The organism is Rhodococcus sp. MPR-R1B, assembly GCF_058793255.1.
Genome location: NZ_JBXAFO010000010.1, coordinates 98,289 through 110,500 on the forward strand (window position 1 = coordinate 98,289; position 12,212 = coordinate 110,500).

Consider the following 12,212-nt stretch of genomic DNA (forward strand, 5'->3'; position numbering starts at 1 on the left):
CAACCCACCCCTCGTGTCGACCCCGTCCGCACGCCATTACTTTAGGCCAGCCTAACCATAACGGTACGGAAGTACACAACCCGGATGCTCACGACACAAATTCACCCGAACTAAGGCTAGCCTCAACATAGCAAGTAATCCTGTCGAACTGGAAGGGTGTCCATGTCAGCACTCGCCGAAGTCTCCGAATTCCCGTTGCGCAACAACCGGACTGACGATGAAACGGACTCCGTTTTCCTGCTCTCACGTAGGCAAACGTCGATCCGCACTTCGGGAGTAGTCGAAGAATTCGACTCGGCCTTCGACGCCGCTGAAGCCCTCAAAACGGGCCGCATCGACTCGATCGTCGGCGCCCTGCCGTTCTCCCCGGAGACGCCGTCCGCCCTCACCGCGCCACTGAGTTTCACACGAGTCCGCGGTGATCTATATCACTCGAACGTGCCGACGCTACCCACTTCGCGGGTAGCCGGATTCGAACCCAGCCCGCAGATCCACACCGACAGGGTCCGCGGCGCCATCGAACGTCTTCGAGCAGGCGAACTCGACAAAGTTGTCCTCGCACGCTCCCTGACCATCGAGGCCGAGTCCACGATCTTTCCCGCCGATCTGGCCGAGAAACTGATTGCACTCGATCACGCGCACAACGGTTTCTGCGTCGACTTGTCCCCCGCCGGAGGAAAGTACCGCGGGCGTTCGCTGGTCGGCTCGACGCCCGAGGTTCTGATCGAACGGCGAGGCGACGTCGTCACCTGCCACCCGTTGGCGGGCTCGATTGCACGGCACCCGAATTCGGATCAGGACGAGGCGAATGCCGAGCAACTCCGCGCGTCGACCAAAGATCTCGCCGAACACGCGTTTGTCGTCGACTCCATCAGCGCGATACTCGGACCACTGTGCACATCATTCAATGCACCCAGGGCACCGGAACTCCTTCGGACACCGCAACTGTGGCACCTCGGGACCAAGATCGAAGGTGTCCTGACCGATCCGAACCTGACCTCGCTCGAGCTGGCAATGGCGCTGCACCCGACCCCCGCCATCTGCGGAACACCGACGGGCGCCGCACGCGAGCACATCACCGCGACCGAAGGGGACCGCGGGTTCTACGCCGGTGCCGTGGGCTGGTGCGACCGAACCGGAGACGGCGAGTGGATGGTGGCTATTCGTTGCGCCGAGATTGCAGCAGACGGCCTCTCGGCGCGGGCGTACGCAGGCGGCGGAATCGTCGCTTCCTCCGATCCGGAAATCGAGCTGATAGAGACCAGTACAAAATTTCGCACGTTACTCAGTGCGTTCGACCTCGCTGAACATCAGCTCTGACCAGGCATCACTTCTTCGAGGTGTTCAGGGTAATCGCGGCGTGAACGAGTGCCTTGAACGCCTTTTCGTCGACGGCTTCACCTTCGTGAAAATCGATCGCCCGTCTCGTATTGCCCTCGAGGCTGGAGTTGAAGAGACCTGAGGCGTCGTCGAGTGATGCGCCTTTGGCAAAAGTCACCTTCACTGCACTCTTGTAAGTCTCACCGGTACAGATCATTCCAGCGTGGTACCACACGGGAACTCCTCGCCACTTCCATTCCTCCACCACATCCGGATCCACCTCTTTGATCAGAGTTCGTATCCGGGAGAGCATCTCGCCCCGCCAGTCTCCGAGTTCCTCGATTCGCTGGTCGATCAACTGAGACGGGGAATCTGCGCCTTGCTTTTCGGAATCACGCTTCGCCATCGCTTCGTCACTTCCTGCTCGTTGCCGCCGATCTCCGGTGAGTCGAGTATCCCCTCCTGCACCAACATTCACTCAGCGAATCACTGACGCATCACGACGTCTCGGCAAGCGCGATTTCTTGGAATTCGGACAAAGTGAGACGGACGTCCAGTATTCTCTGGGTACTAAGTCCCGATTCTTCGGCCCGGAGGACTGCATCGTTGTGTGGAATCGCCCGCTCGCCCATTCAGTCGCTGCGGCTGCCGGATCGGTTCTTCTCGCCGCCGCAGTCGTCGGCGTTCACACTGTTCCGGCGGCGGCGCAACAGGCCCCGCGCGTCTTCGACGTACTGTGCACACCCACCGATGCAGGCCTTTCCGAGCTGTCCGGACTCACCCTCACCGCGGCCGGGATATACGCAATCGGCGACAGCGGCTCCGATGATCGAGTCGCCGAACTCGATTCGAACTGCCACGTTCAGCGCTGGATCAACGTGGGCACCCCTCGTGTCGATATCGAGGATCTCTCGTCGACTCCCGACGGCCACCTGTGGCTGGCAGACATCGGCGACAACAACGCGGTACGAACGTCGATCGGGCTGATCGAACTCGATCCGACTTCAGGTGCCGCGACCTCCTACCCCCTGGTTTATCCGGACGGGGCGCACGATGCCGAGACACTGCTGATCCAGAGCAACGGGCTTCCCGTCATCGTCACCAAGGATTACCTGGGCGCAAGCGTGGTCTACACAACCGCTGAACGACAGCAGGTTCAGGATCTGAGTACGGCGTCGCCGACCATGTTGGCCAAGGTAGGTCAGCTCAGATTTACTCCCACCCTCACTTCCGGTGGACCGGTCCCCCATGCCGGAACGATGGCTGTCACCGGAGGCGCCGTGAGCAAAGACGGCACGGTGGTAGCGCTGCGCACCTACACCGATGTCTACCTCTACACAGCTCCCGACGGCGATGTCGCGAAAGCCTTGACCACCAATCCTATTCGTGTGCCCCTTCCCGACGAGCCACAAGGTGAAGCGATCGCGTTCGACGCGGCCGGTGATCTGATCAGTGGCTCCGAGGCATACCAAGGGCCGCTGCCTCCGCTCCGAATTCTTCGAGGCGCCAGTGACATCGCGCGCTCGGGCGGAACCACAAGCTCTCTCGGGTCGTAGTCGATTCACGTCTCGGGAAAGCGGACAGGCGCCGCTATCATGGCCGAGTGAACAAACAACTTCGAGCAACAGTGGCGATCTCGACAGTTCTCGCGCTGGCTTCGTGCGCGAATTCTCTCGAAGGAACACCTCGACCGGATGCGTTTGTTCCGAGCCTCGACAATCCGGATCCGTCCGAATCCATCGACGGAGTTGTCACGGTCGACTACCCGGCAGCTCAACACGTACGGCCGAACGAACGTGTGGCGTACACACATTCACCGCCCTTCGGTGGTCGCCATGATTCGGTCTGGGCAAACTGCACCGGAGTTGTCTACCCGCAAGCCATTCGAACCGAGAATGCGGTCCATTCCCTCGAGCACGGGGCAGTGTGGATCACGTACAACCCCGACCTGGTCTCGAGTGAGGATCAGGCGCGCTTGGCACAGCGAGTCGAAGGCATGAGCTACACCTTGATGTCGCCGTATCCGAACCTGGATTCGCCGATTTCGCTGCAGTCCTGGGGCCGTCAACTCAAACTCGACAACGCTGAGGACGCTCGCATCGATCAATTCGTCTCGGCGCTACGAGTCAACCCGAACACGTATCCCGAAGTGGGCGCGACGTGTTCGGTGCCGATGACTAGCTTCGACCCGAACAACCCGCCGCCATTCGACCCCACCACTCCGGATCCGTCATCTCCCACAACCGTTCCGGAGCGGTAGCGTCTCAGCAGGCCCCGCTCCGCGGCGTAGACACCTACTTGCCTCGTGAACGGCGTTCCAGTTCGACTGCCCGTCGCATGGTTTCCCGAGCCCGGCTTCGGTCACCGGCATAGTCGTAGGCGCGAGCAAGTCGGAAGTTCTGCTTCCAGTTGTCCGGGTCTGCTTCCCAGTCGACCTTGATCTGGGCGAACAACTCGTCGGCAGCCGCTCGCTCGATCCGGCCCGAAGGCAATTTCGGAAGCGCAGACGCATCGACAGCGAGGCCCTCGTCGTGAATCTGCTGCGCGAGGCGCTGGTGCGTGAAGCCGGCACGGAGTGTGGCGATGACGAGCCACAGCCCCAGGAACGGCAGGATCAGCACGCCGATCCCGAGACCGATCGCGGCGCCGCCACCGTCCTGGATGAGCTGGATTCCGCGCTGGCCGAGCAGCACGAAGTACACCGCGAGCGCAATGCAAATCGCGACGATCAGTGCGACGGTGCGGGTGGTCTTGTTCATAGATCGAGAAAGGAATCGATACCGACCGTCAGACCCGGACGCGAGCCGATCTGGCGGACACCGAGCAGAACGCCCGGCGCGAACGAATTCCGGTCGATCGAGTCGTGGCGAATGGTCAGCGTCTCGCCCTGAGTTCCGAGAATCACTTCCTGATGCGCGACCAGTCCGGCCATCCGCACGGAGTGAACCCGGACGCCGTCGACGTCGGCTCCACGCGCACCCTCGAGCTCGGTCGTGGTGGCGTCAGGGCTGCGTCCGACGCCTGCTTCCGCGCGAGCCTCGGCGATCATGGCGGCCGTTCGGTATGCGGTGCCCGAGGGAGCATCTGCCTTGTTGGGGTGATGGAGTTCGATGACCTCGACGGAATCGAAGAAGCGCGCCGCGGCAGCCGAGAAGCGCATCAACAGCACAGCACCGATGGCGAAGTTCGGGGCGATCAGAACACCCGTTGCCGGCTGGGCGTCGAGCCAGGACTGCACAGACGCAAGCCTGGACTCGTCGAAACCGGTGGTGCCGATCACTGCATGAATTCCGTTGGCCACGAGGAATTCCAGATTTCCCATGACGACGTCGGGGTGCGTGAAATCGACCACTACCTGAGTGCGGGTGTCGACAAACGTCTCGATGCGATCACCGGTGTCGACCTGAGCGACGAGTTCCAGATCGGGAGCAGCTTCCACTGCCTCGCAGATCGCTCGACCGACCTTGCCCTTGGCTCCCAGAACCCCGACCCTGATGAGTGCTGCACTCACGTCTTCCACGCTCCGTCCGATGCATTGTTTGAGGTGAAGCCTACGCAATCACCCCGATGCGCTCACCATCAGTCGGGCGGGAGTTATGTCACCACTGGCACACTGGACGTAGTGAGCAACCGTCCGCAAGTCCGCGAAACCGGCAACCTTCGACCACTCGAGTTGGCAACGGGTGCCGTCATGGCCGGATTCACGGTCGCGTTGTCCGTCATTGCCACGGTCATCCCCATGGCCAGCGCCCTCAACCTCGTGGCCGCCGTTCCGATGGGAATTGTTGCCCAGCGCTTCCGAGTCCGCGCCGTGACGACGGCCGGTATCTCGGCTACGGCAGTCGCCTTTGTCGCGGCGGGTTCGGGATCTGCGGCGGCGGTCGCATTGAGCGCTCTCCTCGGCGGAATCATCGGTACGGTCAAGCGGCGCGGTCTCGGCTTCGTCTCCGCATTGCTGTCGTCATTGGTCATCGGGCCCGCGCTGGCGTTGTTCTCCATAGTCCTGTTGCTTGTTCTCGCTCCGCTGCGCACCTTGTTGTTGACCTCGCTCGAGAACACCGCGTTGGGCGTGGCCGAGATCTTGAAGCGTGCCCCCACACTCGTCGGCGCAGCCGAATGGATCGAGAACAGCATCGGCTCGATCATCGACTACTGGTGGTTGTGGATCGGCGTGTCCATCATCTCCGGAATCGTCCTAAGCACCGTCGTCTCCTATTTCGTCCTCGGCGCCGTCCTCGACCGATTGGCTGCACTCCCTTCGGCCGACCCGCTCCAGACAGCACCCGACGACCGTCCGATCGATCCGCTGCCGGTCACTTTCGATCACGTGGGCTTCACCTATCCGGGTGCAACGACACCGGCCCTCGTCGACGTCAACTTCACCGTGCGACGAGGAGAGTTCGTCACCGTCGTCGGCCACAACGGCTCGGGCAAGTCCACACTCACCCGGTTGCTCGCCGGTCGCGCGCCGACTGTCGGGACGCTGACGAGACCCGGGTCCGCCGGTCTCGGCCGACACGGCGGAACCGCCGTCGTCCTCCAACGACCCGAAAGCCAGATCCTCGGAACCCGCGTCGCGGACGACGTCGTCTGGGGGCTCCCCCCCGAGTCGCATCCCGACGTCGATGCACTGCTGGCCGAGGTGGGACTCGCGGGCATGGGTATGCGTGAGACCTCCGGGCTGTCCGGTGGCGAGATGCAACGTCTGGCTGTTGCAGCCGCGCTGGCGCGGCGCCCCGCTCTGCTGATCGCGGACGAAGCCACCGCGATGGTCGATCAGGCCGGCCGGGAGGAATTGGTCTCGCTCCTCGCCGAACTTCCGCGACGCCACCCGATGGCCGTGGTACTGGTCACCCATCACCACGCCGACACCCGCAACGCAGATCGGGTGATTCAACTACAACGCGGACGGCAGATCGATCACCAACCCGGTTGGATGACGTCGACGTTCGGGGGTCCGCCGTCTGCGCCGTGGCCGGTCAGCACTCGAGCTGTCCTCCGACTCACCGATGTCACCCACACGTACAACGACCGGACTCCGTGGTCGCGGCGCGCACTGTCGGACGTCAATCTCACAATCGGCGACGGCGACGGGCTGCTGGTTCTGGGCGGCAACGGTTCCGGTAAATCGACTCTGGCCTGGATCATGGCGGGCTTGATCGCACCGAGCAAGGGAACCGCAGTCTTCGACGGCAAACCCGTCTCACGCCAACTCGGCACCGTCGGTCTCACGTTCCAGCATTCGCGACTGCAGCTGCAACGCCGAACCGTCGCCGAAGACATCGAGGCCGCCGGAGGTCCGGAGATCGGATCGGTGCAAGTCTCGTGGGCGCTCGACGCCGTCGGACTCGACCGTCACATCGCCGGCCGCAGCATCGACGAGTTGAGCGGCGGACAGATGCGACGCGTCGTCCTGGCCGGTCTCCTCGTGCGCCAACCGCGGGTACTCATCCTCGACGAACCGCTGGCCGGTCTCGATCCACCCGGTCGACACGAAATCCTGAACGTACTCAGGTGGATTCGTCGGAACGGAACCGCAGTAGTCGTCATCTCCCACGATGTCGACGGCATGGACGCCGTGTGCAGCAGAACAATTCGACTGTCGGAGGGTCGCATCCTCGACCCTGCCGCCAGCAGCGCCTTGGAAGGATCGACGACGTGACAACACTTCTGCGCGAAGTCCCGACTTCATCGCCGATCCACCGATTGTGGGCCGGAACGAAGATCGTTGCCGTCGTTCTCGTCAGCATCGTGGTCGTGACCGCTCCGTCCTGGCCGGCGATCGGCGTCGTACTCGGATTGTTGTTGCTGACCGCGGTGATCGGACGCATCCCCCCGACTGCAGTTCCGCGACCTCCGTGGTGGTTGTGGGCGCTGATCCTGCTCGGCGCGTTGATCAATCTTCCGATCGGCCTCGACGCAGTGTTCATCTACCTGCAAGCTGTGACGTTCGGTCTTGTATTGCTCTGCGTCTCACTGATGTTGGCATGGACCACGTCGATGAGCGATGTGGCGCCGGCACTGGCAACGCTCGGTAGACCGCTGCGATTCCTCAAGATCCCGGTCGACGAGTGGGCGATCGCGACGGCCCTCTGCATTCGTTCACTTCCGCTCTTGATCGACGAGATGCTCACCCTGGTGGCGGCGCGACGACTACGCCCGAAAGCTGTGGTGAACAGCGCTGCCGACAATTCGATAGTCGATCTGATCACCACGACCATGTCGGTGGCAATTCGGCGCTCTGCCGAGATGGGTGAAGCGATCTCCGCTCGCGGGGGCACCGGTTTGATCGCGGCCTACCCCAAGCGCCCTCAGCTCGCCGACCTCGTCGCACTGACCGTCGTCACCGCCGCGTGCGTCAGCGCGGTTGTTTTGACTCTGGTTCTGCGCTGATCGGGTCACCGCTGACAGAATTTCCCTGGGCGATGATCGCAGAACCCATCCAGCGCCGTAGGTATCGCCGCAGTTCTTCGTCGCTCCGCTTCGGGTCGCCGGGCGCGAGGAAAAACGACTGCATCGTCCGCAGGACGTATTCGACCAGTTCCTGAAGTGATGCGTCGTCGTATCCGAAACGCACCCAGTCCACGTCGAAGCGGGTGATCATCGCCATTCCGAAGGCCTGCGCCTCCTGAGAGGTCAGACCCTCGGGATGAAGACTCGAATTCGTGCTGGTGAGCAGAATGCCGAGATGCGGCGTTCGGTGGACCTGGGTCAGGGTGTAGACGACACCCTCGGTCATCGCCTCGACGGGATCTTCGATACCGCTCACGTGTGTGGTGAGTCGATCGAGATAGCCGTCGACCGACGCGATCGCCGCTGCCCGCATCAGAGCGTCGGCGCTGGGAAAGTATCGATACACGGTCTGCCGGATCACGCCCAGTGACTCGGCGACGTCGCCGATGCTGATTTCCGAACTTGTCCGTCCGATCAACTCGACCGCGGCCTCGACAATGCGACGAGACGCATCTTCGTCACTGTCCGGTGGATTGCCGCCCCACCCACGCCTTCGTGCCACTGCCCACTTCCTCGCTCGAACGAGGCTCGAACCATGTCTTTGCGCTCGAAGTCCAAGAGCCACAGGCTAACACAGGCAGGTTTTGCATCTGCGCCCCTCGAATTCACTCCCCTCGTCGAAAGTGAACATACAACTGCACACCAATATGTATGATTACCGCCACACGTGGCTTCCAGTGCCAGAGCGGCCACCTGACCAGCCCCTCCGAAAGACGAGGTTCGACAAGTGACCAACCTTCAGCCCCGAAAAATGGATTTCGGATTCGAGGATCAGGACGTTCCCTTCCTGTGGAACCCGGAGAACCCGGCCTGGTCGAGCATGTCCAACGCGGTCTCGTTCCTGGCCATCGGTTTCGAGAAGATGATCGTGAAGATGATCATGCAGACCAAGTCGCGGATCAGCGATCCTGAAGTGGCCGAGGAAGCCGTGGCGTTCATGCGTCAGGAAGGCCATCACTCGACCGCGCACCGCCAGCATGTGAAGGCTCTGATCAGGCGCTACCCCGGACTACAGAACACGCTCGACGCTGTGATCGGTGAATTCGATCTACTGACCGAGGCGACCTCGCTGAACTACCGGCTTGCATACACCGCAGATCTGGAGGCGACCTTCACTCCGGTGTTCAAGCTGATGCTCGACAACGAGGCGACCTTGTTCCGCCCGGGAGACGACCGCGTCGCGTCACTGTTCATCTGGCACTTCGTCGAGGAGGTCGAGCATCGCAGCTCGGCACTGATCATCTTCAATTCCGTTGTCGGAAGCGAGCTTTACCGGATGCGAATGGCGCCGTCGATCTTCGCACACGTCATGAAGGTGATTCGTATCGCCTGCGCAGGCTTCAACCAGCACGTTCCGCTCTCCGAGCGGCAAGTCGACTCACTGTCGATGTTCGCCACCCACCGCACCAAGCAGAAGATTCTGACGTCGTTCGCTCCGTATCTGACCAAGGGCACGATGCCTCGCGCCTTCGATCACCTTCAACTCGGAGAACAACTCGTCGCACTCGGCGGTGTCTTCCGCAGCCAGATGCCCAATCACAACCCGGACCACGAGAAACTCCCCGCACTCGCCGACCAGTGGTTCAAGCGTTACGACGACGGCTACGACTGCACACGCTGGTACACCGCCGAATCTCAGGCACAAGCCGAGTCGATCACGTCAGGGGCCAACTGATGGCAGAACACTGCTCCCCCACGTTTTCCCAGCTCGCAACAGAACTCGGTTTCTCCTGTCAGGAAGCAGGTGGACTCGTCGAGTTCCGTAACCCGGCGGCGCTGGAGAACTGGACCCTGCCCGTCCTCGAATGGACCATCATCGTCGGCTCGGTGCTCGCACTGGTCCTGGCGATCGTGCGGTTGCGCCGCAACGGCGACCCCACCAATCTGGTTCTCTGGTTCGGCGCCACCGCCTACCTGTTCATCATCGAGCCTCCGCTGTACTTCCCGGCGGCGTTCGGCATCGAAGAACAAGTGGACACGATGTTCGCGCACAACGTGTTCACCGTCGACTTCATGTGGGGTCGACTGCCGCTGTACATCGTTGCCATCTATCCACTGATGGCGACGTTGGCCTTCGAAATAGTCAGAATGCTCGGCGTTTTGCGCAAATACGGTCCACTACTGGGCGCTGTCTGCGTCGGCTTCGTCCACCATGCGTTCTACGAAATCTTCGACCACCTGGGGCCCCAGTTGCGGTGGTGGGAGTGGTCGACGTCGAACCCGATCAACCAACCCATGTTCGACGCGGTTCCACTTCCCAGCGTGGTCGTCTTCGCCGCGCTGTGGCCGATGTCGTTGGCATTCTGCGTCCAGTACTTCGTCGGACGGCACGTCGATGCCGGCAAGCACTTCTCCGGACTTCAATTGGTATGGCGCACCATCGTGATCGGCCTGCTGGCCTCGCTGGGTACGTTCATTCTTCCGCTCCCGGCGACGGTCTTCGGTATGGGAAGCGACACTGTCCGCGGGTTCCTCTACGCCGCTGAACTTGCAGTCCTCACAGTGGTCGCGATCGTGGTTCTCGTCCGCCAATGGACGCACCTGCGCTCGGCAGAATCGAACACTCCTGCACACACCAACAGGTTCGTGCAGATCTACAGCGTGGTGTACCTGGTTGTCATGGCCGTCCTGTGGGCGAGTGCGCTTCCCGACTTCTTCGACGCGGTCGACGGTTCCACCAGCGCTGGAGATCCCATCGGGAACCTCTGGTACACAGTGGCGTGCTTCGTCATCGCAATCCTGTGCGTGAGCGCAACTTTCACCATTCCGAAGCGGAACTCCGGGACGGCCGACGCCGAGCTCCTCGGGGCAAACTCAGCGACTCCGGCTACCTAGGCGACCGGGACGAGACCGCTCGGGTCTCGTCCCGGTTTCTCGGTTTCACGGGACGCGGTGAGTCCACTCTTCGGTTCTGAACTTCGTGTCCACCAGCTTGCGCGCCTGCTCCAACTCCGAGTCCGTGTAATCGCTGTCGTGGGTGTCGTATTGACCTCGGAAGTGCTGCGCAAACGACTCCAGGATTGCTGCACGCGTCATTCCGGTCTGCGAACGCAGCGGATCGACGCGCTTGGCCGCACTCTTGGTTCCCTTGTCCGACATCTTCTCTCGTCCGATTCGCAACACCTGCGTCATCTTCTCAGCGTCGATGTCGTAGGCCATGGTCACGTGATGGAGCACAGTGCCGGACGCGAATCGCTTCTGAGCGGCGCCGGCGATCTTGCCCTTGTCCGAGGCGATGTCGTTGAGCGGCACATACCGAGCGTTGATACCGACCTCGGCAAGCGCTCCCATGACCCACTGATCGAGAAACGCGTAGGACTGCTCGAAACTCAAACCCTCGACCAATGACGCCGGTACTGCCAACGAGTACGTGATGCAGTTGCCCGGTTCCATGAACATCGCGCCGCCACCGGAGATTCGGCGCACCACCCCGATGCCGTACCGCGCAGCCGCCTCGGAGTCGACCTCGTTACGCACGGACTGGAACGATCCGATCACGACCAAGGGCGAGTCCCAGTCCCAGAAACGCAATGTCGGCGGACGCTCACCCGATGCGACCTCACGCGCGATGACCTCGTCCAGCGCGACGTGCATCGCGGGATCGAGAACCACCGGCGGGATGAGGTCGAAGGTGTGATCCGCCCAGCTCGTGGCGTGGCCGAGTGCGCGCCGGATCGCGATGCCGACCGACTGCGGCGTGAAGCCGATCATCGAGGCGGACTCGTCGAGCGCAGTGGAGATGGCATGCGCCAACTGTTCTGCATCCGAGTCGGCGGGCATTCCGCGCAACGCCGCGTTGATGTCGTCGAGCGCGCTGTCGGGCTCGAGGAAGAAGTCCCCCGAGACTGCGACTTCGGACAGCCGACCGTCCGCCACCTCGACGTCGACCGCGACCAGTTTTCCACCAGGAACCTTGTACTCTCCACGCATCCGTCCAGCCTATCCCTGCGGGATTCTCTGCGGTGAGCACCGTCGAAGATCACACCGCGCGCGCAGTGCGCATCTGTTCGGAAGGCAGGGCGACCAAGTAACCACACCTGTAAGTCGCTGCGGGGCTGCACAATCGCGCGGACGGGACCGCACGTGTCGACCCCTGGCAATTTGGCCGAGCAACGGCCCTGCTTCTGCCGACAGGCGAGATGATCTCTGTGGTGGGAGGATTGCCGCAACGAGCCAACTCCCTGGCGAGCCACAACGGAGGTAGACATGAAGGTCCCGGCGTTCCACTCGACGGTTCCTTCGGATCTCGACGTCTATCACGACAACGAAAGCTGCATTTTGGCCGCGCGCATCGCAGTGTCCCATCGTGCGCCCGGAGTCGACGGCCGACCGTGGTGCACTGCGTGTGCGTCTTTGGACTGACGAGCGACCACCAGCTC

Annotated in this window: 13 protein-coding genes; 8 read left to right on the top strand and 5 right to left on the bottom strand. The window is 62.2% G+C overall.

Annotation, left to right across the window (positions count from 1 at the left end):
- The first annotated feature begins 162 nt into the window (after positions 1-162).
- Positions 163-1,320: an isochorismate synthase gene (locus AC1Q61_RS16080; protein ID WP_492651074.1), complete on the top strand. Its 1,158-nt coding sequence runs from the start codon at positions 163-165 to the stop codon at positions 1,318-1,320.
- A 7-nt stretch (positions 1,321-1,327) separates the two neighbouring features.
- On the opposite strand, the gene AC1Q61_RS16085 is transcribed toward AC1Q61_RS16080, so the two are convergent.
- A complete protein-coding gene (locus AC1Q61_RS16085) occupies positions 1,328-1,726 on the bottom strand; it encodes a DUF1801 domain-containing protein (RefSeq protein WP_133729341.1) in 399 nt (132 codons plus the stop codon).
- 202 nt (positions 1,727-1,928) lie between these two features.
- On the opposite strand from AC1Q61_RS16085, the gene AC1Q61_RS16090 reads away from it, so the two are divergent.
- Positions 1,929-2,876, top strand: coding sequence for a hypothetical protein (locus tag AC1Q61_RS16090; RefSeq protein WP_492651075.1), 948 nt, complete (start codon positions 1,929-1,931; stop codon positions 2,874-2,876).
- A 47-nt stretch (positions 2,877-2,923) separates the two neighbouring features.
- Complete coding sequence (locus AC1Q61_RS16095) at positions 2,924-3,580, top strand: thioredoxin-like domain-containing protein (RefSeq protein WP_492651076.1); 657 nt, start codon at positions 2,924-2,926, stop codon at positions 3,578-3,580.
- Between the two features lie 34 nt (positions 3,581-3,614).
- Here the strand turns inward: AC1Q61_RS16095 and AC1Q61_RS16100 are convergent, their stop codons facing one another.
- Complete coding sequence (locus tag AC1Q61_RS16100; RefSeq protein ID WP_003942246.1) at positions 3,615-4,079, bottom strand: hypothetical protein; 465 nt, start codon at positions 4,077-4,079, stop codon at positions 3,615-3,617.
- Positions 4,076-4,831, bottom strand: coding sequence for a 4-hydroxy-tetrahydrodipicolinate reductase (gene dapB / locus AC1Q61_RS16105; protein WP_492651077.1), 756 nt, complete (start codon positions 4,829-4,831; stop codon positions 4,076-4,078). The genes AC1Q61_RS16100 and dapB overlap by 4 nt, the downstream gene beginning before the upstream one ends.
- Before the next feature lie 111 nt (positions 4,832-4,942).
- Between dapB and AC1Q61_RS16110 the strand changes: the two genes are divergently transcribed.
- Positions 4,943-6,982, top strand: a complete 2,040-nt coding sequence (locus tag AC1Q61_RS16110) for an ATP-binding cassette domain-containing protein (protein ID WP_215515866.1) — start codon at positions 4,943-4,945, stop codon at positions 6,980-6,982.
- Positions 6,979-7,713, top strand: a complete 735-nt coding sequence (locus AC1Q61_RS16115; RefSeq protein WP_042922596.1) for an energy-coupling factor transporter transmembrane component T family protein — start codon at positions 6,979-6,981, stop codon at positions 7,711-7,713. The genes AC1Q61_RS16110 and AC1Q61_RS16115 overlap by 4 nt, the downstream gene beginning before the upstream one ends.
- On the opposite strand, the gene AC1Q61_RS16120 is transcribed toward AC1Q61_RS16115, so the two are convergent.
- Positions 7,679-8,335, bottom strand: coding sequence for a TetR/AcrR family transcriptional regulator (locus AC1Q61_RS16120; protein WP_007735111.1), 657 nt, complete (start codon positions 8,333-8,335; stop codon positions 7,679-7,681). The genes AC1Q61_RS16115 and AC1Q61_RS16120 overlap by 35 nt on opposite strands.
- A gap of 225 nt (positions 8,336-8,560) precedes the next feature.
- Between AC1Q61_RS16120 and AC1Q61_RS16125 the strand changes: the two genes are divergently transcribed.
- Together AC1Q61_RS16125 and AC1Q61_RS16130 are read left to right on the top strand one after the other, a co-directional pair.
- Entirely contained in the window at positions 8,561-9,508 is a 948-nt protein-coding gene (locus AC1Q61_RS16125) for a metal-dependent hydrolase (RefSeq protein ID WP_030535581.1), read from the top strand.
- Positions 9,508-10,668: a DUF7802 domain-containing protein gene (locus AC1Q61_RS16130; RefSeq protein ID WP_492651078.1), complete on the top strand. Its 1,161-nt coding sequence runs from the start codon at positions 9,508-9,510 to the stop codon at positions 10,666-10,668. The genes AC1Q61_RS16125 and AC1Q61_RS16130 overlap by 1 nt, the downstream gene beginning before the upstream one ends.
- Before the next feature lie 45 nt (positions 10,669-10,713).
- Here the strand turns inward: AC1Q61_RS16130 and lplAB are convergent, their stop codons facing one another.
- Positions 10,714-11,763 carry a lipoate-protein ligase LplAB gene (lplAB, locus tag AC1Q61_RS16135; protein WP_166502205.1) on the bottom strand — a complete coding sequence of 350 codons (1,050 nt, stop codon included), beginning with the start codon at positions 11,761-11,763 and terminating at the stop codon, positions 10,714-10,716.
- Positions 11,764-12,039: 276 nt separating this feature from the next.
- On the opposite strand from lplAB, the gene AC1Q61_RS16140 reads away from it, so the two are divergent.
- The gene (locus AC1Q61_RS16140) at positions 12,040-12,195 is read left to right on the top strand and encodes a hypothetical protein (protein ID WP_003942131.1); all 156 of its coding nucleotides are present in this window, start codon (positions 12,040-12,042) and stop codon (positions 12,193-12,195) included.
- The last annotated feature ends 17 nt before the right edge of the window (positions 12,196-12,212 follow it).